This is a genomic window from Citrobacter sp. Cb031, assembly GCF_030336725.1.
In the GTDB taxonomy this organism is placed as follows: domain Bacteria; phylum Pseudomonadota; class Gammaproteobacteria; order Enterobacterales; family Enterobacteriaceae; genus Citrobacter; species Citrobacter braakii.
Map to the genome: position 1 here is coordinate 408641 of NZ_JAOWDA010000021.1, position 22829 is coordinate 431469.

At 51.4% G+C, this 22829-nt stretch carries 23 protein-coding genes; 14 read left to right on the forward strand and 9 right to left on the reverse strand.

Features of this window, described 5'->3' with window-relative positions; translation table 11 throughout:
• The first annotated feature begins 124 nt into the window (after positions 1-124).
• The 8 genes from citC (at position 125) to rna (ending at position 7779) form a co-directional block, all read left to right on the forward strand.
• Complete coding sequence (gene citC, locus OGV93_RS06435; RefSeq protein ID WP_016152224.1) at positions 125-1201, forward strand: [citrate (pro-3S)-lyase] ligase; 1077 nt, start codon at positions 125-127, stop codon at positions 1199-1201.
• Complete coding sequence (gene citD / locus OGV93_RS06440; RefSeq protein ID WP_003831276.1) at positions 1198-1494, forward strand: citrate lyase acyl carrier protein; 297 nt, start codon at positions 1198-1200, stop codon at positions 1492-1494. Before citC ends, citD begins: the two co-directional genes overlap by 4 nt.
• Complete coding sequence (locus OGV93_RS06445) at positions 1491-2399, forward strand: aldolase/citrate lyase family protein (RefSeq protein WP_019076252.1); 909 nt, start codon at positions 1491-1493, stop codon at positions 2397-2399. Before citD ends, OGV93_RS06445 begins: the two co-directional genes overlap by 4 nt.
• A 9-nt stretch (positions 2400-2408) precedes the next feature.
• Positions 2409-3941: a citrate lyase subunit alpha gene (gene citF / locus OGV93_RS06450; RefSeq protein ID WP_287109451.1), complete on the forward strand. Its 1533-nt coding sequence runs from the start codon at positions 2409-2411 to the stop codon at positions 3939-3941.
• Positions 3942-3944: 3 nt separating this feature from the next.
• On the forward strand, positions 3945-4499 hold the full coding sequence (gene citX / locus OGV93_RS06455) for a citrate lyase holo-[acyl-carrier protein] synthase (RefSeq protein WP_049282445.1): 555 nt from the start codon (positions 3945-3947) through the stop codon (positions 4497-4499).
• Positions 4468-5373 carry a triphosphoribosyl-dephospho-CoA synthase CitG gene (gene citG / locus OGV93_RS06460; RefSeq protein ID WP_094760677.1) on the forward strand — a complete coding sequence of 302 codons (906 nt, stop codon included), beginning with the start codon at positions 4468-4470 and terminating at the stop codon, positions 5371-5373. The genes citX and citG overlap by 32 nt, the downstream gene beginning before the upstream one ends.
• A 25-nt stretch (positions 5374-5398) precedes the next feature.
• A complete protein-coding gene (gene citT, locus OGV93_RS06465) occupies positions 5399-6862 on the forward strand; it encodes a citrate/succinate antiporter CitT (protein WP_016152219.1) in 1464 nt (487 codons plus the stop codon).
• A gap of 110 nt (positions 6863-6972) precedes the next feature.
• Positions 6973-7779, forward strand: a complete 807-nt coding sequence (rna, locus tag OGV93_RS06470) for a ribonuclease I (protein WP_049282446.1) — start codon at positions 6973-6975, stop codon at positions 7777-7779.
• A 41-nt stretch (positions 7780-7820) separates the two neighbouring features.
• On the opposite strand, the gene OGV93_RS06475 is transcribed toward rna, so the two are convergent.
• Both OGV93_RS06475 and OGV93_RS06480 read right to left on the reverse strand, forming a co-directional pair.
• Positions 7821-8444 (reverse strand): flavin reductase family protein, encoded by a 624-nt coding sequence (locus OGV93_RS06475; RefSeq protein WP_047359504.1) that lies wholly within the window; start codon positions 8442-8444, stop codon positions 7821-7823.
• Positions 8445-8540: 96 nt separating this feature from the next.
• Entirely contained in the window at positions 8541-9371 is an 831-nt protein-coding gene (locus OGV93_RS06480; protein ID WP_181546372.1) for an alpha/beta fold hydrolase, read from the reverse strand.
• Between the two features lie 275 nt (positions 9372-9646).
• Between OGV93_RS06480 and rnk the strand changes: the two genes are divergently transcribed.
• Together rnk and uspG are read left to right on the forward strand one after the other, a co-directional pair.
• Positions 9647-10057 carry a nucleoside diphosphate kinase regulator gene (rnk, locus tag OGV93_RS06485; protein WP_005120853.1) on the forward strand — a complete coding sequence of 137 codons (411 nt, stop codon included), beginning with the start codon at positions 9647-9649 and terminating at the stop codon, positions 10055-10057.
• 187 nt (positions 10058-10244) lie between these two features.
• Positions 10245-10673 (forward strand): universal stress protein UspG, encoded by a 429-nt coding sequence (gene uspG, locus OGV93_RS06490; RefSeq protein WP_016152215.1) that lies wholly within the window; start codon positions 10245-10247, stop codon positions 10671-10673.
• Between the two features lie 69 nt (positions 10674-10742).
• Here uspG and OGV93_RS06495 read toward each other — a convergent pair whose 3' ends face one another.
• The 6 genes from OGV93_RS06495 to ahpC all read right to left on the reverse strand — a co-directional run bounded on the left by OGV93_RS06495 (position 10743) and on the right by ahpC (position 17398).
• On the reverse strand, positions 10743-11510 hold the full coding sequence (locus tag OGV93_RS06495; protein ID WP_202195284.1) for a dimethyl sulfoxide reductase anchor subunit family protein: 768 nt from the start codon (positions 11508-11510) through the stop codon (positions 10743-10745).
• On the reverse strand, positions 11510-12067 hold the full coding sequence (locus OGV93_RS06500; protein WP_049269768.1) for a 4Fe-4S dicluster domain-containing protein: 558 nt from the start codon (positions 12065-12067) through the stop codon (positions 11510-11512). Before OGV93_RS06500 ends, OGV93_RS06495 begins: the two co-directional genes overlap by 1 nt.
• Entirely contained in the window at positions 12064-14340 is a 2277-nt protein-coding gene (locus OGV93_RS06505) for a molybdopterin-dependent oxidoreductase (RefSeq protein WP_287109452.1), read from the reverse strand. Before OGV93_RS06505 ends, OGV93_RS06500 begins: the two co-directional genes overlap by 4 nt.
• A complete protein-coding gene (locus tag OGV93_RS06510) occupies positions 14337-14891 on the reverse strand; it encodes a TorD/DmsD family molecular chaperone (RefSeq protein ID WP_049040658.1) in 555 nt (184 codons plus the stop codon). The genes OGV93_RS06505 and OGV93_RS06510 overlap by 4 nt, the downstream gene beginning before the upstream one ends.
• Before the next feature lie 223 nt (positions 14892-15114).
• Positions 15115-16680 (reverse strand): alkyl hydroperoxide reductase subunit F, encoded by a 1566-nt coding sequence (gene ahpF / locus OGV93_RS06515; protein ID WP_287109453.1) that lies wholly within the window; start codon positions 16678-16680, stop codon positions 15115-15117.
• A 154-nt stretch (positions 16681-16834) separates the two neighbouring features.
• Positions 16835-17398, reverse strand: a complete 564-nt coding sequence (ahpC, locus tag OGV93_RS06520; protein WP_004859485.1) for an alkyl hydroperoxide reductase subunit C — start codon at positions 17396-17398, stop codon at positions 16835-16837.
• Positions 17399-17772: 374 nt separating this feature from the next.
• Between ahpC and dsbG the strand changes: the two genes are divergently transcribed.
• From dsbG to OGV93_RS06540, 4 genes are all read left to right on the forward strand, one after another.
• Entirely contained in the window at positions 17773-18519 is a 747-nt protein-coding gene (gene dsbG, locus OGV93_RS06525; protein ID WP_016155953.1) for a thiol:disulfide interchange protein DsbG, read from the forward strand.
• A 204-nt stretch (positions 18520-18723) separates the two neighbouring features.
• Positions 18724-19644 carry a DNA-binding transcriptional repressor CitR gene (citR, locus tag OGV93_RS06530; RefSeq protein WP_137352695.1) on the forward strand — a complete coding sequence of 307 codons (921 nt, stop codon included), beginning with the start codon at positions 18724-18726 and terminating at the stop codon, positions 19642-19644.
• Between the two features lie 149 nt (positions 19645-19793).
• On the forward strand, positions 19794-21017 hold the full coding sequence (locus OGV93_RS06535; RefSeq protein ID WP_287109454.1) for a phosphoadenosine phosphosulfate reductase: 1224 nt from the start codon (positions 19794-19796) through the stop codon (positions 21015-21017).
• A complete protein-coding gene (locus tag OGV93_RS06540) occupies positions 21002-21619 on the forward strand; it encodes an IbrB-like domain-containing protein (RefSeq protein ID WP_016155950.1) in 618 nt (205 codons plus the stop codon). The genes OGV93_RS06535 and OGV93_RS06540 overlap by 16 nt, the downstream gene beginning before the upstream one ends.
• On the opposite strand, the gene OGV93_RS06545 is transcribed toward OGV93_RS06540, so the two are convergent.
• On the reverse strand, positions 21620-22780 hold the full coding sequence (locus tag OGV93_RS06545; RefSeq protein WP_287109455.1) for a pyridoxal phosphate-dependent aminotransferase: 1161 nt from the start codon (positions 22778-22780) through the stop codon (positions 21620-21622).
• Between the last annotated feature and the right edge of the window lie 49 nt (positions 22781-22829).

Genomic DNA, 22829 nt, shown 5'->3' on the forward strand with positions numbered 1-22829 from the left:
AAAAGAAATACTCCGTAATAAAAAAATATTCCCTTCAATTGCAAACAAGAAGTTATCAGGTTGCTAAACAGAGCAACAAAAACAGAAACCCAGTAACAAATATAGCATCGGGGCTCTATTCACTATGTTCGGTAATAATATATTCACGCAAGTTAAACGCTCAGAAAATAAAAAGATGGCGGCTATCGCGCAATTTCTGAAAGAGAATGATTTGAGCGTTGATACAACTGTCGAAGTATTTATCACCGTCACCCGTGATGACCGCCTGATTGCCTGCGGCGGCATTGCCGGCAATATCATAAAGTGCGTCGCCATCTGCGAATCCGTAAGGGGTGAAGGCTTAGCGCTGACGCTGGCGACCGAGTTAATCAACCTCGCCTATGAGCGCCACTGTACTCACCTCTTCATCTATACAAAAACCGAGTACGAGTCGCTGTTTAAGCAGTGCGGTTTTTCTACGCTGACCAGTGTTCCCGGCATTATGGTGCTGATGGAAAACAGCACCACACGTCTGAAACGCTACGCTGAATCACTGGCGAAACAGCGCCATGAAGGGAAAAAAATTGGTTGTATCGTCATGAACGCCAACCCCTTCACCAACGGACATCGTTTTCTGATCCAACAAGCAGCCGCGCAATGTGACTGGCTGCATCTGTTTTTGGTGAAAGAAGATACCTCGCGTTTTCCGTATGAAGACCGACTGGATCTGGTGCTTAAAGGGACAAAAGACATTCCACGTTTAACCGTTCATCGCGGTTCGGAATACATCATTTCCCGCGCCACATTCCCGTGCTACTTCATCAAAGAGCAGAGCGTTATTAACCACTGCTATACCGAAATAGACCTGAAAATCTTCCGCCAGTATCTGGCCCCGGCTCTCGGCGTCACGCACCGCTTCGTCGGTACCGAGCCGTATTGCACCGTCACCTCCCAGTACAACAACGATATGCGCTACTGGCTGGAGACCCCAACGCTTCCCGCCCCACCGATTGAACTGGTGGAAATTGAGCGGCTGTGCTTCCAGGAGATGCCGATTTCTGCCTCCTGGGTGCGCAAGCTGCTGGTTAAAAAAGATCTCACGGCTATCGCATCCCTGGTCCCTGACGCCACGCTGCACTATCTGCAAAGCATGGTTGAGCGGGCCTCATCGGGTGCGGCAGTCCGCCAAAATACCCCCGCATTAGCAACAGGTGAAAAATGAAAATAAACCAGGCAGCCGTCGCAGGCACACTCGAGTCCGGTGATGTGATGATTCGCATCGCCCCACTCGATTCGCAGGATATTGACCTGCAGGTTAACAGTAGCGTCGAAAAGCAGTTCGGTGATGCCATCCGGGCCACCATTCTGGACGTTCTGTCCCGCTACAACGTACGCGGCGTGCAATTAAATGTTGATGATAAAGGCGCACTGGACTGCATTTTACGTGCGCGACTGGAAGCACTACTGGCCCGCGCTGGCGGTATTCCTGCACTGCCATGGGAGGATTGCCAGTGATTAGTGAATCTTTGCAGCAACGTAAAACCCGTACCCGCCGCAGCATGCTGTTCGTACCGGGCGCCAATGCCGCCATGGTCAGCAACTCGTTCATCTATCCGGCAGATGCGCTGATGTTCGACCTGGAAGACTCCGTCGCGCTGCGCGAGAAAGATACTGCTCGCCGTATGGTGTACCACGCGCTGCAGCATCCTCTGTATCACGACGTTGAAACTATCGTGCGCGTAAACGCCCTCGACTCCGAATGGGGCATTAACGATCTCGAAGCCGTGGTACGCGGCGGCGCTGACATCGTGCGTTTACCGAAGACCGATACCGCGCAGGATGTCATCGACATCGAAAGCGAAATTCTGCGTATCGAGAAAGCCTGTGGCCGTGAGCCCGGCAGTACCGGTCTGTTAGCTGCCATCGAATCGCCGTTAGGCATTACCCGCGCGGTAGAAATTGCCCACGCTTCCGAGCGCCTGATCGGTATTGCACTGGGTGCGGAAGATTATGTGCGTAACCTGCGCACTGAGCGCTCTGCGGAAGGGACTGAACTGCTGTTTGCCCGCTGCTCTATTTTGCAGGCGGCACGCTCTGCCGGCATTCAAGCGTTCGACACCGTTTATTCCGATGCCAACAACGAAGCGGGTTTCCTGCATGAAGCCGCACACATCAAGCAACTGGGTTTTGACGGTAAGTCGCTCATCAACCCGCGCCAGATCGAGCTCCTGCACAACCTGTACGCGCCGACACGCAAAGAGCTGGCTCACGCGCGCCTGGTCGTGGAAGCCGCTGAAGCCGCCGCTCGCGAAGGCCGTGGCGTAGTTTCCCTGAACGGCAAAATGGTCGACAGCCCGGTTATCGAGCGCGCCCTTCTGGTTATCTCCCGTGCAGAACTTTCCGGCATTCGCGAAGAATAAGGCAAAAAAATGACGCAGAAAATCGAACAGTCTCAACGCCAGGATCGCGTGGCGGCCTGGAGCCGTCATGCAGAAAGTGAGCTTTCCGCTTATCAGAGCACCGCAAAAGTAGAATTACAGGCGCAAAAACCGCGCGACAAGAAGCTGTGCGCTAACCTGGAAGACGCCATTCGTCGTTCAGGTTTACAGGATGGCATGACCATCTCTTTCCACCACGCTTTTCGCGGTGGCGATCTGACGATTAACCTGGTGATGGACGCCATCGCCAGAATGGGCTTTAAAAATCTGACGCTGGCCTCCAGCTCCCTGAGCGACTGCCATGCTCCGCTGGTTGAGCACATCCGTCAGGGCGTGGTCAGCCGTATTTACACCTCCGGGCTGCGTGGCCCGCTGGCGGAAGAGATCTCGCGTGGCCTGCTGGCCGAGCCTGTGCAGGTCCACTCCCATGGCGGCCGTGTACACCTGGTGCAAAGTGGCGAACTCAGCATTGATGTGGCGTTCCTCGGCGTACCGTCCTGTGACCAGTTTGGTAACGCTAACGGCTATACCGGTAAAGCGTGCTGTGGTTCACTGGGCTATGCCCGCGTCGATGCCGAAAATGCAAAACAGGTTGTCCTGCTGACTGAACAGCTGCTGACCTATCCGCATAACCCGGCCAGCATTACGCAGGATCAAGTGGATCTGATTGTACAGATCGATCAGGTCGGCGATGCGGACAAAATCGGTGCTGATGCGACACGCATGACCACCAACCCGCGAGAACTGTTAATCGCCCGTAGCGCGGCAGACGTCATTGCTAACTCCGGTTACTTCAATGAAGGCTTCTCACTGCAGACAGGAACTGGCGGCGCTTCTCTGGCCGTTACTCGTTTCCTGGAAGACAAGATGCGCAGCCGCGATATCCGTGCTGACTTCGCGCTGGGCGGCATCACCGCTACCATCGTTGACCTGCACGAAAAAGGCCTGATTCGCAAACTGCTGGACGTACAGAGCTTTGACCGTAACGCGGCTGAGTCGCTGGCCCGCAATCCAAACCACATTGAGATCAGTGCCAACCAGTATGCCAACTGGGGCTCAAAAGGCGCCTCCGTCGATCGTCTGGACGTCGTGGTGCTGAGTGCGCTGGAAGTTGATACCAGCTTCAACGTTAACGTACTGACCGGTTCTGACGGCGTACTGCGCGGCGCATCCGGCGGTCACTGCGATACTGCGGTTGCCGCTGCGCTTTCCATCATTGTCGCTCCGCTGGTTCGCGGACGCATCCCGACGCTGGTTGATAACGTCCTGACCTGCGTAACCCCGGGCTCCAGCGTAGACATCCTGGTCACTGACCACGGTATCGCCGTTAACCCTGCGCGTCCGGAACTGGCTGAACGTCTGAAAGAAGCCGGTATGAAAGTGGTGTCCATTGAATGGCTGCGCGACCGTGCACAGCAGCTCACCGGTCAGCCACGCGCTATCGAATTCACCGACCGCGTGATTGCCGTTGTGCGTTACCGCGATGGCTCGGTGATTGACGTTGTGCATCAGGTGAAGGAATAAGCCATGCGCCTGCTCCCTGAACACGCCACCCAACACGCGGTTTCGATTCCCGAGCTGCTCGCCAGCCGGGATGAGAGACAAGCAAGGCAACATGCCTGGCTGACGCGTCATCACGCGCCACTGGTCTCGTTTACCGTGGTCGCACCGGGTCCGATTAAAGACAGCGCATTAACCCGTCGCATCTTTAATCACGGCGTCACCGCCCTGCTCGCGCTGGCGGAAAAATCCACCTGGATTATCAGGGAGCAAACGGCGCTGGTTTCTGCCAGCGGTCCGGAAGGTCTTTTGTCTATTGAGGCCCCGGCCCACGATCTCAAGCTCGCCACGATTGAACTTGAGCATTCACATCCGCTGGGACGGTTATGGGACATCGATGTCCTGACCCCTGAAGGGGAAATTCTGTCCCGGCGTCATTTCGCACTCCCTGCCCGCCGCTGTCTGCTGTGCGGGCAAAGCGCTGCCGAATGCGCGCGGGGTAAAACCCACGCGCTTTCCGACTTACTCTCTCAGATGGAGGCTCTGCTGCATGATGCCGATTCCCGCAACATCAACCAATAACGCAGTCCTTCCTCTGGATCTGCCTGACGCTTACGCAACGCTTGCGTGGCGGGCCATGTTGACTGAAGTCAACCTGTCGCCCAAACCGGGTCTGGTGGATCGTATTAACAACGGCGCACATAAAGATATGGCGCTGGAAGATTTTCATCGCAGCGCTGAGGCAATTCAGGCCTGGCTGCCGCGTTTTATTGAATATGGGGCGTTTAGCGCACAGCTGTCGCCTGAAGATGTGTTGAAAGGACTGCGCCCACTGGGTATGGCCTGCGAAGCCGATATGTTTCGCGCCACCGAGGGGGTAAACACCCATAAAGGGAGCATCTTTTCACTGGGGCTGCTGTGTGCCGCCATTGGCCGCCTGCACCAGCTCCAACTGACTGTTACCGCTGAAACCCTTTGCTCTACGGCAGCAACATTTTGCCGTGGCCTGACCGAGCGCGAACTGCGCCAGAACAATCAACAACTCACGGCTGGCCAACGTCTTTATCAGCAACTGGGATTAACCGGCGCACGGGGCGAAGCCGAAGCAGGATACCCGCTAGTCATCAAGCATGCCCTGCCGCACTACCGCGCACTGCTGACTCAGGGCCGCGATCCTGAACTGGCGCTACTCGACACGTTATTGCTGCTGATGTCTATCAATGGCGACACCAACGTGGCTTCACGTGGCGGCGCAGAAGGTCTGCGCTGGCTACAGCAGCAGGCCACCGCTCTATTGCAGCAAGGGGGGATTCGCACCCCTGCCGATCTCGAATACCTGCGCCAGTTCGACCAACAGTGCATTGAACGCAACCTCAGCCCAGGAGGCTGCGCCGATCTGCTGATCGTCACCTGGTTCTTAGCTCAGATTTCACAAGTTCATCATTATCACAATTAAAGATCCTTTCCGGAGAATCACACACATGTCTTTAGCAAAAGATAAAATATGGAAATTACTGGCCCCATTGGTCGTAATGGGCGTCATGTTTCTTATCCCTGTCCCTGATGGAATGCCCCCGCAGGCCTGGCACTATTTTGCCGTTTTCGTGGCAATGATTGTCGGGATGATCCTGGAGCCAATCCCGGCAACAGCGATAAGCTTTATCGCCGTAACGATCTGCGTCATCGGCAGCAACTATCTGCTGTTTGATGCTTCAGAGCTGGCCGACCCAGCGTTTAAAGCGGGTAAGCAAGCGCTGAAATGGGGTCTGGCAGGCTTTTCCAGCACTACCGTGTGGTTGGTGTTTGGCGCGTTTATCTTCGCGCTGGGCTATGAAGTCACCGGTCTGGGTCGTCGTATCGCGCTGTTCCTGGTAAAATTCATGGGTAAACGCACCCTGACGCTGGGCTACGCGATTGTCATCATCGACATTCTGCTGGCGCCGTTTACACCGTCCAACACCGCGCGTACCGGTGGTACCGTATTCCCGGTTATCAAAAACCTGCCGCCGCTGTTTAAATCATTCCCGAACGATCCGTCCGCGCGCCGTATCGGCGGATATCTGATGTGGATGATGGTAATCAGTACCAGCCTGAGCTCCTCTATGTTCGTTACCGGCGCTGCACCTAACGTGCTGGGTCTGGAATTCGTCAATAAAATTGCCGGTATTCAAATCAGCTGGTTGCAATGGTTCCTCAGCTTCCTGCCGGTTGGTATTATTTTGCTGATCGTTGCTCCGTGGCTGTCCTATGTTCTTTACAAGCCAGAAGTTACTCACAGTGCTGAAGTTGCCGCGTGGGCTGGTGATGAACTGAAAACCATGGGTAAACTGACGCGTAAAGAGCTGACCCTGATCGGTCTGGTTCTGCTCAGCCTGGGTCTGTGGGTCTTTGGCGGTAAACTGATTGATGCGACCGCTGTGGGTCTGCTGGCAGTCTCGCTGATGCTGGCGCTGCACGTTGTCCCGTGGAAAGACATCACCCGTTATAACAGCGCATGGAATACCCTGGTTAACCTCGCCACGCTGGTCGTTATGGCGAATGGTTTAACCCGTTCAGGCTTCATCGACTGGTTCGCCAACACGATGAGCTCGCACCTGGAAGGCTTCTCGCCTAACGCGACCGTGATCGTTCTGGTGCTGGTGTTCTATTTTGCTCACTACCTGTTTGCCAGCCTTTCCGCACACACCGCCACCATGCTGCCGGTTATTCTGGCCGTCGGCAAAGGCATCCCGGGCGTTCCGATGGAACACCTGTGTATCCTGCTGGTACTGTCCATCGGTATCATGGGCTGTCTGACTCCGTATGCAACTGGCCCTGGCGTTATTATCTACGGCTGCGGTTATGTGAAGTCCAAAGACTACTGGCGTCTGGGTGCTATCTTCGGCGTTATCTACATCTCTATGCTTTTGCTGGTCGGCTGGCCGATTCTGGCAATGTGGAGCTAATCATTCGGGTTCCCGCCTGATGAAAATGATGCCAGTCAGCTAAACCTGACTGGCATTTTTTATGATTAAATAGATGATATTCAGAATTGATATAAGTATCCGAAATCATCATGACATCAACATGGCGTTATTCTTCGCTGCTGGCAGCACTTCTGCTCCCAGTTTCTGTAGCTCAGGCCGACGAACTTCAGGCAAAACAGTACGCTGATTTTGACAGCTACGTGCTGGCCCTCTCCTGGCAAACCGGATTTTGTCAGAGCCAACACGAGCGAAATCGTCAAGAGCCCGACGAATGTCGTCTGCAAAAAGAGAGCGCGGACAAAGCAGATTTCCTGACCGTTCACGGTTTATGGCCCAGCCTGCCAAAATCCATCGCCGCCCGTGGAGTAGACAACCGCCGCTGGATGCGCTTTGGCTGCGCGACTCGCCCTATCCCCAACCTGCCTGAAGCGCGCGCCAGCCGTAAATGCGCGGCTCCCGAAACGGGCCTGTCACTGGAAAGCGCGGCAAAACTCAGTGCCGTAATGCCCGGTGCCGGCGGGAGATCCTGTCTGGAACGTTACGAATATGCCAAACATGGCGCCTGTTTCGGTTTTGATCCCGACGCATACTTCGGCACGATGGTACGGATGAATAATGAGGTTAAGAACAGCGAGGCTGGCAAATTCCTCGCGGAAAACTACGGCAAAACCGTCAGCCGCAGCGCATTTGACGCCGCCGTCGCTAAAAGCTGGGGCAGAGAGAACGTCAAAGCCGTGAAGCTAAGCTGCCACGGCAATCCGGCCTATCTCACAGAAATCCAGTTGTCCCTGAAAGCCGACACCATTAACCAGACGTTATCCGCACAATCATTCTTACCGCAACCGCATCCGGGTAACTGCGGTAAACAGTTTATTATCGACAAAGTGGGATACTGAAAATAACGACCGGCGCGGCAAGCTGGCGTCGGTCCATATGGTTAGCGTTTTGAACGGGCATCCGGGCGAATTAAATCAAAGCGGTGTGTTTCACTGATCGAATAATACGCCGTTGGCCCGCCCGCACGCAGTACCGGTTTTGCTTTCGCCGTCTGGTAGATGCCGCCTTCCAGTAGCGTTTCATCAATATGAATGCCCACCACTTCTCCCAGCACCAGCCAGGTTTCAACAGGCGAACCATCAGCGGTGGTCAGTTGCAGGCTTTGCGATAAGCGACACTCAAAATTGACCGGGCTTTGCGCCACGCGCGGCACGCTGACTATCCGACTATCTGCTTTGCTAAGCCCGGCGGCAAAAAACTCATCCTCGCCGTGAGGCAAGCTGGCTGACGTTTCGTTCATCGCGCTGGCCAGCTCAAGAGTCGTCAGATTCCAGACAAACTCACCGGTGTCGATAATATTCTGCACGCTATCTTTCCAGCCGCTACTGGCGAAACCGATAATCGGCGGATGATAATTAAAGCAGTTAAAGAAACTGTACGGTGCAAGGTTATGCCGACCGTCGCTGTCGCGGGAGGCAATCCAGCCAATAGGGCGCGGTCCAATGATGGCATTCAGCGGGTCATGCGGTAAACCGTGTCCTTGTGATGGTTGATAGAAATACATAGCGTTCTCTGTTGAAGTTAACATCAGCGCAGCACAAATTATGCTTCGCTCATCTCCCTGGAAAAAGAAGATCAGCGTAGAACAATCCGCTAAAGATTACGATTGAATAAAGTTGAGCAGATCGCCGTTGATCTGTTGTTTATGGGTAGTGCAAATGCCATGCGAACCGCCAACATACACCTTCAACTGCGCGTCAGGCAGTATTTCCGCCGCAACCTTTCCGCAGGTTTCAAACGGGACAATCTGATCGTCATCACCATGGATCACCAGCGTCGGGATAGTCATCTTTTTGAGATCCTCACGCAGGTCAGTTTCTGAAAACGCGTGAATACAGTCGTACAACGCTTTGATGGAACCTTGTAAGCCCTGTTCAACAAAGCTTTCACGAACGGCTTTCGACGCATTTACGCCCGGGCGGTTGTAGCCATAGAATGCAGCGGTCAGTTCATAGAAGAAGGCAGCGCGATCGTTTATCACTCCCTCACGGATACCATCAAACACCTCTTTCGGCACACCATTTGGGTTAAAGTCGGTCTTGATCATTATGGGCGTCACCGCGCCGATTAACACCGCTTTGGCTACCCGCTGCGTTCCATGGCGACCAATGTACCTCGCCACTTCCCCGCCCCCGGTAGAGTGTCCGACATGTACGGCATCTTTAAGATTGAGATACGCGGTAAGTTCAGCCAGATCGTCAGCATACTGATCCATATTGTGACCATCCCAGGGTTGGGCTGAACGCCCATGCCCGCGCCTGTCATGGGCGATCACCCGAAATCCTTTCGACCCGAGGAACAGCATCTGATCCTCAAACGCATCTGCCGTCAGCGGCCAGCCATGGCTAAAGACGATAGGCTGCCCACTTCCCCAATCTTTAAAATGCAAATAGCTGCCGTCTTTCAAGGTAAGTTTGTCGTACTGGCTCATGAGATCTCCTGTCGCGGAACACTGAGTTGTTTGACGCCCCCGCAGCGAGCGCTTAAAAAGCATAATGCAAATTGGAGAACGATCGCGTTTTTCGGCTAAAATCACACCATACGCAACAATATTGATGATTTGCCTGAATGTGAACTAAATCACTTCAAACCAGGGGTAAGTCTCAGTATCATCATAAAAGCTAAACCCTTGCCGCCTGACGGTGAGGGTTTTCTTTTGGGATTATTTACCTGCGCACCCGCAGTATCGACGACATGGAGTAACAAATGTCCAGACCAACTATCATCATTAACGACCTCGATGCGGAACGCATTGACCGCCTGTTGGAGCAACCTGCGTTTGCTGGTTTACCGATTGCCGACGCCCTGAACGCCGAGCTGGATCGTGCCCAAATGTGTTCACCAGAAACCATGCCGCACGATGTCGTGACCATGAACAGCCGCGTGAAATTCCGCAATCTGAGTGATGGCGAAGTCCGCGTGCGTACCCTGGTGTATCCGGCCAATATGACTGACAGCAGCACACAGCTTTCGGTAATGGCACCTGTTGGCGCTGCACTTCTGGGCCTGCGCGTTGGCGACACCATTCACTGGGAACTACCAGGCGGGACCTCAACACACCTCGAAGTCATCGAGCTTGAGTACCAACCTGAAGCTGCGGGCGACTACCTGCGCTAACTCTGTCTTATCAAAGCCACTCGCTTTATCTTACAGGGGATGCATCCGCATCCTCTTTCCGGTTAGTCCTCTGCTCCTGACTCTCACCTTATCTCCTGTTCGCAAAACATAAATCTGTGTCGTGACTGACAGAATCATTTTTAATACTATGCTGATATGTGTTCATGTAATGACAAGGAGAATGTTTATGTACAACACAATCATAATGCCTGTTGATGTATTCGAAATGGAACTGAGCGACAAGGCTATTCGCCATGCAGAATTTCTGGCACAGGAAAACGGGGTTATCCATTTGCTGCATGTGCTGCCAGGCTCAGCAAGCTTAAGCCTGCACCGCTTTGCAGCCGATGTCCGTCGTTTTGAAGAGCATCTACAACACGAAGCGGAAACTCGTCTGCAAACGATGGTCGGTCACTTCAGCATCGATCCTTCCCGTATTAAACAACACGTCCGCTTTGGCAGCGTACGTGACGTCGTCAACGAGTTGGGTGAAGAGTTGAATGCGGATGTGGTCGTCATTGGATCGCGCAACCCATCAATCAGCACTCATCTGCTCGGCTCAAACGCTTCCAGCGTTGTTCGCCACGCTACTCTGCCAGTGCTGGTTGTACGTTAATAGCCTCTAATTTGCTAAAGAAAACCCCTGCCAGGTTAATGCCTGACAGGGGTTTTTATTGCCTGACGATCAGTACAAATGACCGATATTCACGATAGTACTAACCGTATCGCCAAAGAACGTCAGACGACCCAGGAATACGCCAACAAACAGCAGGACAAAGAGCGCTTTTGCACGACGCTCGCCCTGGCGGCTGAGGACAAAGGCCACCGCCAGACACACCAGACTTGCCAGATAAAGCGGCGACGTCAGCCAGGCATGTGCCGTCATCTGCATGATGGTGCCACCACTTAGCCAGATAATGGGCGCGGCAATCATGACCGCCATACAAACGACAATCCCCTGACGCAATGCGGCAACGGCAGGCGTGAGGTTAAGCAGCGGAATCGCCGCACAACCCATAACCCACACCGTGATGAAGAACAGCAGCATCGTCAGACCGTTGGCGATCGCCACCATCGCCGGGGCGGCATAGGTCATCCCCTGTACCGCCACCAGCGCGATCCCGAGAACAGAGGCCAGAACGGCCGGCGCTTTGTGCCCTTTTGCCAAAAACGTCACGCCCACCGCCGCGCCGTATAAAGTTGCGCCGAGAATCTCACGGCTCAGCCAGGCATGCTGGAGGTTAATCAGGGCATTGTAGGCGCGATCCGGATGCGCCAGGTGCAATACCGCCGCCACGGAAGCAACCGCCAGAACCAGCCCGCTTACCAGCCAGTACAGGCGCTTGCTTTCCAGTTTCCCTTGCAGCGTGCGCAGCGTCAGAATGAGCGTTATACCAACCGACATCTGGCTCAATACGGTAAAAATAACCAGAGGGAATTCATACTTTTCCATTACTTGCCCTCCGGTTGCTTCGGTTGACGCGCGAGGATAAAACGCGTGCCAGGGTTAAGCTGCGGCATACGTGGGAATCCCGGCGGATACTGTACGGCATTGTTGGGGATCGGATCGGCATCCAGATCGATAAGCGTCAGGGCGCCTACCGGGCAGGCACTCACGCACGCCGGCTGCATACCGACATCGAGACGCTCGTAGCACATGCTGCATTTTTCCGCTTTTTTCATCTCTTCATTAAAGCGCGGCGCACCATATGGGCAATTGCGGATACAGTTTTTGCATCCGATACAACGTTCCGGATTATGCACCACAACACCATCCTCGCGTTTGGTGTACGCCTCTACCGGACAAGCCGCCAGGCAGGCCGGATTTTCGCAGTGGTTACAGGCCAGCGAGTAGAACGCTCGCTCCTCATGCGGATAAATTTCTTTATCCAGCGGGTAGACATAGCGCCAGAAACGTTCAGGCTCCAGCTGATTAAAACTCTTACACGCCATCGCACAGCCACGGCAGCCGATGCACTTATCGCTATTGACTAAAAACGCGCGTCTCATGCCGCAGCTCCTTCATTTTCTGACAGAGTAATATCTACAAATTGACTGTGTATGGCCGCACCGGGCGCGCCTGTCGCCATTTTTCCCATATCGGCGGGCGTATCTTTGACCACATTCTGTACGTTGTAACTAAGCTTGTTGAACCAGGATTCGTACATCACAAGAAAATCTTCCGGCACATTAGTGGTAATTTTGGCTCGCAACTCAACATGGCCCACCTCGTTGAAGACTTTGACGTGAGCGCCCTCAGTGATACCCTTTTTCTGTGCAGCAAGCGGGTGGATATAAACAAAGGGTTCTGGCCAGAAAACCTGCATCCAGTCCAGATTGACAAACTGCGAGTGCAGACCGTACTGAAGATGAGGTGTAAACAGGTGGAACGGCAGCGCACCCTGTGCACCCGCTTTATATTCCGGCAAAGCCGTGTGACCATTTTCCGCACAACGTTCTGATTTGAACTCGTACTTGCCTGACGGCGTTTTGAACTTGCGATCGTACCAGGCCGCGGTGCTGACCATTTTTGCTTTGCGTGGTCCTTCCAGCAGGTCATCCCAGCCCGCAATGCCAAACTGTTTCCCCATCCCCTCATTAAATTCCTGATCCAACCAGCGTTTAGCATCAAACGCCTGCGGGAAGGTACATGAACCGGGTTCCAGTTTATTGATGGTTTTGGACAGCAGCGCCGCGATTTCCGCATCGCTCTTGCACTCATACAGCGGTTTGATAGCCGGCTCGTTGACGGATAACCAGTAGTGCCAATAAGACGAAGAGACATCCCATTGCTCAAAGGTGGTAGTGACAGGCAGCACGATATCCGCATGCTGGACGGTTTCGTTGAAGAACTGGTCGACACAAACCACCATTTCCAGTTTATCAAACGCTTTGATCATCTTGTTGCGGTCGAAATCCTGAGCAAACGGGTTTTTAGAGGCCACCCACAGCATCCGTACCGGTGGTTCACTGGCGTCCAGAATCCCTTGCGCCGTCTGATTGATATTCAGCGCACGATCGGAGTATTCGCTCTTCTCACCGCTATCGCTGACAAACTCACCCACCGGACCACCTGCGCCTTTTATTCCGACAGAACCTGCAGGGGGCTTCTGCATCATTCCATGGTAGTTATAACCCCATGTCTGCAGATGACCGTAGCGGGCACCGCCTCCCTCAATACCAATATTGCCAGTCATTGCCACAAAGGCATCGATCGCCCGTACGTTAGCGCCGCCGTTAACATGGCGCTGCATGCCGTAGCCAATCCACACGGTGGCAGGATTAACCGCCGTAAACTCTTCCGCTAACTGGCGAATGACATCTGCCGACAGACCGCAAATTTCAGCGGCCCACTCGACGGTCACACTGCTGCGCAGATAAGCTTCGAATTCCGGGTATCCGTGGGAATAGTTATTGACGAAGTCCTGATCAACTAAACCTTTATCCACCAGGTGACGCGCCATGCCCAGCGCCAGAGCGCCATCTGAGCCAGGGCGAACACGTAAATAAAGATCGGCTTTCGCGGCGGTCTGCGTTAACAGCGGATCGATAACGACCACTTTTGCGCCTCTCTCCCGCGCCTGATAGATGTATTTCATAGTGTGCATAGAGCACCAGGCCGGATTCGCGCCCCAGATGATGATATATTTTGCTTTAACAAAATCTTCCGGGTCGTTACACCACATATCGCCCATATCATAGTTCTGGGCGTCGATACCGGCTGGCCAGCAAGGTGTCCCGGCAAAACGGGTGGTGTAACCCAGCGAAGACATCATCCCTTCAACGGCATAACCCATCACCCCAAGGTTGCCTGAGTATTTTGACAGCGCCAGCCCCAGCATTGAGCCGTCTTTCTTTTTAATCTCCAGCATCTTGGTCGCAATGCGCTGCATTGCTTCGTCCCAGGAGATACGACGCCAGTTACCGCTGCCGCGAACATCCTGAACCATCGGATATTTAATGCGATCCGGGCTATACACCCGGCGAGGATAAGTCAGACCTTTTACACAGGGTGTTCCATGCGTAAACGTTGACTCAGGCGCGCCTTCCACAAAGGTGATGACGTCATCCTTCACCCAGGTTTTCAGGCTACAGGTGTCATAGCAGTTACGCGGACAGGCGTTGCGAGAAATTTTGTAAGTTTTAGGGTTAAACGGAATTGGCGGTTGCGCCAATGCGCAGCGTGAAGTCAGCAACCCCCCAGGCAGGGCAGCCACGGTTCCAAGGGCAACTAACCCTTTCAAAAATGAACGTCTGTTCAGAACTCCCGGTTCATTACTCATATTGATACTCTCGTGTTTAATTCATTAAGCCAAGAAGACAACCTTCCCGCTACGGTTTTCAGCGTGGCGGTTTGTGCATTTATATTTATTTTTTCGATATACTCGGGCACCCACAGCGCTATATACTCACTTACATATCGAGTGAAGGCGACCTGGTATTTAGCTGATGTTCTGGCATTAGCCGATAATAAAACCGCCAATTCCAATACATATGAAATATGATCATCCGGTATATTATTTTTGTGGTTTATAGATAAACCTATATTTGCCATGAATTCCCGAATGCTCAAAGTTGATTTACCCATTACGAGGGCATCTTCTTCGAGATAAACCGAAGCGAACGGCGCAGCCTTTAACGTCTGTGGCCCGACAAATAGCGCATTGAAGTCGTACTCCGCGTCCAACCACTCCTGTTCTGTAAGCGTCGAGGCATGTGTTTCCAGAGCTGAATAAGCCGCTTTCAGCGTGTGACTATCGTGAGAAATAAAAAAATCACGCAACAATAACCCTGTCGATTCAAAGATCGTCAGGGTTTCATATATTTCACCCATGAATTAACCAACCATTTATTCATAAAACAAATGAAAACGTAATGCAGGTTGATATAATAAAGAAAACGCCTCATCTTTCTTTGATGAAACTAATGTTCAGACTCATTAAATGAATGTGTTATGCGGTTTATTGTTTCAAGAATTGACAATCTGAAAGCGTGGAAATAAAAAACCGCCAGCGGATGGCTGACGGTTTTGGCATTGCAGGTGTGTCTTACTTTTTTTATGCTACTGTCGTGCGAATCAGATAATCAAACGAACTCAATGAGGCCTTCGCGCCTTCACCGGTCGCGATGATGATCTGCTTATATGGTACGGTGGTGCAGTCACCAGCGGCGAAAACCCCCTTCACGCTGGTTTCGCACTTGGCATCGATGATGATTTCACCCATGCGATTACGCTCGACGGCACCTTCCAGCCAGTTGGTGTTTGGCAGCAGACCTATCTGTACAAAGATACCCGCCAGTTCCACACTGTGAACGTCGCCACTCACGCGGTCACGATACTCCAGGCCGGTGACTTTGCTGCCATCGCCTTTCACTTCTGTCGTTTGCGCATTCAGAATAATATCGACGTTTTTCAGACTGCGAAGCTTATTCTGCAGCACCTGATCAGCTTTCATTTCAGGTGCGAACTCCAGCAGCGTCACATGTTCAATAATGCCTGCCAGGTCAATAGCAGCTTCAACACCGGAGTTGCCGCCACCAATCACCGCAACGCGCTTGCCTTTGAACAGCGGGCCATCGCAGTGCGGGCAATAGGTTACGCCTTTGGTGCGATACTGATCTTCGCCCGGAACGTTCATGTTGCGCCATTTCGCACCGGTGGCAATGATAATGCTGCGTGCTTTCAGCACCGCGCCGGATGCCGTTTCAATCTGATGCAAACCGCCTTCCTGCGCCGCCGGAACCAGTTTACTTGCGCTCTGGCTGTCGATCACATCAACATCATAGTCATCAACGTGTGCTTTCAGCGCGCCCGCCAGTTTCTGGCCTTCGGTTTTCGGTACCGAGATGTAGTTTTCAATATCAACGGTATCAAGAACCTGACCGCCAAAACGTTCGCCCATCAGACCGGTGCGAATACCTTTACGTGCAGAGTACACTGCCGCTGCCGCCCCCGCAGGACCGGAACCGACAATCAGCACGTCATAAGCATCACGTTTGTTCAGCTCTTGTGCCGCACGTTTTTCTGCGCCGCTATCTACTTTCGCCACGATCTCAGTCAGCGTCATACGCCCCTGACCGAACTCTTTGCCGTTCATATACACCGCCGGAACGCCCATCACGTTGCGATCGGTAATTTCGTTCTGGAATGTACCGCCGTCAATCGCCGTATGCTTGATGCGTGGATTCAGTACCGACATCAGGTTCAGCGCCTGTACCACGTCCGGACAGTTATGACAGGAAAGCGAATAATAGGTTTCAAACTCAAAATCACCGTCAAGATCGCGGATCTGCTCCAGCAACGCCTGCGCCTCTTTTGACGGATGACCACCGGTCCACAGCAGCGCCAGCACCAGGGAGGTAAACTCATGGCCCAGCGGAGAACCGGCAAAGCGCGGCCCCTGGTGAGAACCTGGATTGGTGATCAGGAACGATGGCTTGCGTACCGCCAGAGTATTGTCTTCTTTAAAGGTGACTTTTTCTGACAGTTCAGCAATTTCAGTCAGCAGTTCCTTGATTTCTGCCGATTTAGCGCTGTCATCCAGCGTAGCAATCAGCTCAACAGGTTTGGTCAGTTTCTCAAGATAAGCCTTGAGCTGGGTTTTCATATTTGTGTCGAGCATTCTTCTTCCCTCTCTGAAAACATCATCATGCAAGCCGACTTTGCGGGACTGCATTAATGCAACTTGCGTCATGGTGCTGGAATGAAACAGGCGCAAACTGCGCCTGTGGAATGGCCGGATGCACTGCGTTTATCCGGCCTACAAATTATGCGACTTAAATCTTACCGACCAGATCTAAGGATGGAGCCAGGGTCGCTTCGCCTTCTTTCCATTTCGCCGGGCAAACTTCACCTGGGTGAGAGGCAACGTACTGTGCGGCTTTAATTTTACGCAGCAGGTCAGACGCATCACGGCCGATACCTTCAGCGGTAACTTCGATTGCCTGGATGATACCCTGCGGGTCTACAACGAAGGTTGCGCGGTCAGCCAGACCTTCATCTTCACGCATGTTGTCGAAGTTACGGGTCAGGGCGCCAGTCGGGTCGCCGATCATCGCGTATTTGATTTTCGCGATGGTGTCAGAGCTGCTGTGCCATGCTTTGTGGGTGAAGTGGGTGTCAGTAGATACGGAATAGACATCTACGCCCAGTTTCTGCAGTTCTTCGTAGTGGTCAGCCACATCACCCAGCTCGGTCGGGCAAACGAAAGTAAAGTCAGCCGGGTAGAAGAAGAAGACGCTCCAGCGACCTTCGGTATCTTTCTCGGTTACTTCGATGAACTCACCGTTTTTGAACGCCTGGTTTTTGAAAGGTTTAATTTTGGTATTAATCAAAGACATCTGTACTTCCTCCGTGTTTTCGTTGAGAGATAAGTTAACGAAAATCTCTTCGCAGGGCTAATGCGTTTCCTTTATCAAATCAATAAGCGTTAACTAACAACCCACTCAAACTCATGTTGTGAACCTAAAGATAAAAGTAAAAAAGGCCCCCTTTGCAGGGAGCCTCATTACCCGAGCTACCCGCAGGTAACGTCAGTGCCAGCAGGGCTGGCTATGTGTTGCGCTCTACATTACCTTAACAAAGGTCGTAACAGCGATTGGGATTACATCACCCCACTCAAGAAAGGGCAATCGACAGACGGTCGATCTTACCTATGGCTGCGATAGGTTTTGCAACTTAGCCCCCTTTCCTTCTGATTTTATAAGGAAAATCAATGTTTAAACGTACCTTACTCTTAACCCTGCTTCCTGCCGTGGTGCACGCCGAAGAACTTCCTGCCCCCGTTAAAGCTATTGAGAAACAGGGCATTACTATTCTCAAACCCTTCGACGCGCCGGGTGGAATGAAGGGCTACCTGGGAAAATACCAGGATATGGGCGTTACTATCTATGTTACGCCTGACGGCAAACACGCCATTTCCGGTTATATGTATAACGAAAAAGGTGAAAACCTCAGTAATACGCTGATAGAAAAAGAGATCTACGCCCCTGCCGGGCGCGAAATGTGGCAGCGAATGGAAAAAACATCCTGGATTCTGGACGGGAAAAAAGAGGCTCCAGTCATTGTCTATGTGTTTGCCGATCCCTTCTGTCCCTATTGCAAACAGTTCTGGCAAAAGGCTCGCCCGTGGGTAGACTCAGGTAAAGTTCAGTTGCGCACAATACTGGTTGGCGTAATTAAACCCGAAAGCCCGGCTACCGCCGCTGCGATTCTGGCCGCAAAAGATCCGGCCAAGACCTGGCATGACTATGAGGCATCTGGTGGGAATATGAAGCTAGAAATCCCGACCTCCATTTCACCGGAGCAGATGAAGGTATTGAATATCAATCAAAAGTTGATGGATGATTTAGGCGCCAACGTCACGCCGGCTATCTATTACATGAGTAAAGACGATACGTTACAACAGGAAGTCGGCTTGCCGGATAAGGAGAAATTAAACATTATCATGGGTAATAAATAAAAGTAACAAAATGAGTGGTTGTTATCATTTTCATGTCAATCACTCATTTAAATTAACTTTTTTGGTCAAAATTATGCAATATGTGCTATTTTAGTTTAAATTAATAATTCATTAAGCACACAAACATAAATCACAAGAATAATCACAACTTAAAATATTTCAAAATTAAATCTTTCAAAACATGACCATCACAGGAAGGTATGCATGGCTAACCTCTATGACCTCAAAAAGTTCGATCTCAATCTGTTGGTTATCTTTGAGTGTATTTATCAACATTTGAGTATCACTAAAGCTGCTGAAACTTTGTATATTACCCCCTCTGCCGTTAGCCAGTCACTGCAACGGCTACGCACACAATTTAATGACCCGCTGTTTATCCGCTCCGGAAAAGGCCTAACGCCAACGATTATGGGGATTAACCTCCATCATCATCTTGAGAAAAACCTCAACAGTCTGGAGCAGACAATAAACATCATGAATAACTCCAGTCTGAAGAAAAAATTCATTATTTACTGTCCACAACTGCCAACCATTATCAACATCGAGGAAGTTATTCATTTTCTCAGAGAAGACTCACATGTCGAAATTGAGCACCATAACATACTCATCACTGCTGAAAGTACGGAAAATCTGTTGGCTTACAGAAAAGCAGATTTAGTCATTGCTACCGCCCCAGTGAGTAATCGCTCGATAATATGCTCACCATTTAAAACTGCTGAAACAATATTAGTTTGCAACAAAAACCATCCAAGAATTAATGGAGAAAGCACGCTTGAAACAATATTAAAAGAACAGTTCACGCAACTTATCTCTGAAGACCCTGGCGTTAAAGAATACTGGCAAAAAACCAGCGCCTTGCTGGCTAATCGAGATATTGGTTTCCGCAGCGACTCATTAATAACGATCATTAATATTATTTCAAACACAGATATCATAGGTCTGCTACCAAGGGATGTTTACGAACAATATACCGGCTCATTTAATTTAAAAGAGATCTGTATCGATATCCCCTTACCAAAAATAAATTTATTTTTGATGTATAACAGAGCATCACTCAACAATACTGGCTTCGTTAATTTAATTAATAAAATAAATGATAGAAATGACCAGAGGACTAACAAATAGAGCTTTAGCTATTCATTTTATATTTTTATGAATAAAGGCAATTCAAAACAACCATGAATGTATTAAAACGTTGCGCCTGAAAAAAATTAGCATATCTTATTGTCAGCATTTGTTATTGTTTTGAATAATAATTCTGATATGAGCTTAATATGTCTATTTATAAAATCCCGCTTGCTCAAAACGTGCTGGACGCCGCTCTGGAGCGCATAACCTGGGCGCTGGAAACTCTGCCTCGGGTTTGTGTCTCTTTCTCCGGCGGGAAAGATTCAGGACTGATGTTACATCTGACAGCTATGCTTGCACGCCAACTGCATAAAAAAATTGATGTACTATTTATCGACTGGGAAGCCCAGTTTTCCTGCACTATTGATTATATTGAGGCGCTTCGTGCACGTTATTCCGATGTCATCGAGCGCTTTTATTGGGTGGCTTTACCGCTCACCACCCAGAATTCCCTCTCTCAATTTCAGCCAGAATGGCAGTGTTGGGAACCAGGTACTCCGTGGGTTCGCCAGCCTCCCACGGATGCCATAACCGATCCAGAGTATTTCTCCTTCTATCAACCCGGCATGACCTTTGAACAATTTGTTCGCGAGTTCGCTGACTGGTATTCAGAGAAACGTCCAGCCGGCATGATGGTCGGGATCCGCGCCGATGAGTCATATAATCGTTTTGTCGCCATTGCCAATTCGCAAAAGCAGCGCTTTGCCGATGATAAACCCTGGACCACCAGCGCCCCCGGCGGGCATACCTGGTATATTTACCCGATTTATGACTGGAAAATTGCCGATATCTGGACCTGGTTCGCAAAAACCAGAATGTCGTGCAATCCCTTATACAATCTCATGTATCAGGCCGGTGTCCCAACACGTTACATGCGTATTTGTGAGCCCTTTGGCCCGGAACAGCGTCAGGGATTATGGCTATATCACGTCATTGAACCCGAGCGCTGGGCAGCCATGTGTGCCCGTGTCAGCGGTGTAAAAAGTGGCGGAATTTATGCCGGTCAGGACAACCATTTTTACGGGCACCGCAAAATATTAAAACCCGAACATTTAAACTGGCAGGAATACGCCATGCTGCTACTCAATAGCATGCCGGAAAAGACCGCTGAGCATTATCGCAATAAAATCGCCATCTATTTGCAGTGGTATAAGAAAAAGGGCATGGACAATATCCCGCAAACTCAGGAAAAAGATATTGGCTCAGCGGATATTCCGTCGTGGCGGCGTATCTGTAAAGTCCTGCTGAATAACGACTACTGGTGCCGGGCGCTGTCATTCAGCCCCACAAAACCCAAAAACTACCAACGTTATAATGAACGCATGAAAATAAAACGCCAGCAATGGGGAATCTTATGCAACACCGACTAACTCAAGAACTCACTGGTTTTCTTTCTGGGCTGTCAGAAGAAGAACGAATTGAAGCAATCAACCAATTCAGAATGGCTATCCACAGCGTCAGCCCTTTTCGCGAAGAGCCAGTAGATTGTGTACTATGGATTAAAAATGAGCATATCTCACCCAATGACTATAACCCCAATAACGTTGCGCCTCCGGAGAAAAAACTGCTGCAGAAATCCCTCGAAGCAGACGGATTCACGCAGCCCATCGTGGTAGTTCACTCCACGGCGGAAGAATACGAAATTGTCGATGGTTTCCACCGTCATGAGCTAGGTAAAAGCAAACCGTCGCTGAAATCACGCCTGCATGGCTACCTGCCGGTCACCTGTTTACAGCGTGAACGCCATGAACGCATGGCAGCGACAATTCGTCATAACCGTGCCCGCGGGCGGCATAAAATTCATGCCATGTCGGAAATCGTTCGTGAATTATCGCTCCTGGGATGGAGCGAAGAGAAAATCAGTAAAGAGTTAGGTATGGACGACGATGAGGTTTTACGTCTGAAACAAATTAACGGTCTGCAAGAGTTATTTGCCGACCGTCGCTTCTCCAAAGCCTGGACAGTAAAATAACTACAGCGCAACCAGACGTTCGGCTGCCGCCAGCAGCGTCGATTCTTGCTTGGCAAAACATAGGCGAATCAGCTTATGCGGGAAAGGATCGGCGCAGAAAACCGACAACGGGATCGCGGCAACGCCCACTTCTTTGGTCAGCCACTGGCAAAACTCAACGTCGTTAAGCGTGGAGACGGCACTGTAATCGACCAGCAGAAAATAGGTGCCTTCACACGGCAAAATTTCCAGTCGGCTGTCACGCAGCGCGTTCACCAACACATCGCGTTTTTTCTGATAAAAGGCTGGCAACTCACGATAGTGTGTTGGATCCTCCCGCAGCATATCCGCCAGCGCCAACTGAGCCGGCGTATTCACTGAGAACGTTAGATACTGGTGTACCTTGCGTAATTCAGCGCTAATGGCGGCAGGCGCAACGCAGTAGCCGACTTTCCAGCCGGTCATATGGTAGGTCTTCCCAAACGATGAAACTGCAACCGCGCGTTCGCGCAGCTGTGAATGCGCCAGCACGCTGGCATGTCCCTGTCCGGCGAAGCAAATGTGCTCATAAACTTCGTCACTGATGACAAAGATCTCGCGTTCTCTAATCGCCTGCCACAGGGCATCAAAATCGGCGTGATGCCATACGGTGGCGGAAGGATTGTGCGGCGTGTTAAGGATCACCAGTCGGGTACGTTCGCTGAGTACAGCGCTAAATTCCTGCCAGTCGACGCGAAAAGACGGCGGTTGCAGCGCGATACGTTTAACTACGCCGCCGGATAATTCGACCGCGGGCGCATAGCTGTCGTAGCTCGGGTCAAAACAAATCACCTCATCGCCAGGACGCACCAGCGCCGTAATTGCGGCGAACAGCGCTTCTGTGGCCCCCGCCGTCACGGTCACTTCACTATTCGCATCAGGTTTATAGCCGTACAACTGCGCGGTTTTATCCGCAATGGCTTCGCACAACGGCTGTACGCCCGTCATCGGCGCATACTGGTTTGCGCCATGCGCGACGTGATACGCCAGACGTTCCTGCAAAAAAAGTGGGCCGTCAAAATCAGGAAATCCCTGCGAGAGGTTAATGGCCTGATGCTGCTGCGCCAGCGCGCTCATTTGCGTGAAGATAGTGGTGCCAAGATTAGGCAGTTTGCTTTGCGGAATCAGCGGGTTATTACTCATTATTGTTATCCCAGCGGGTGATGTTGTGGTTGAAGCCACTATAGCACGA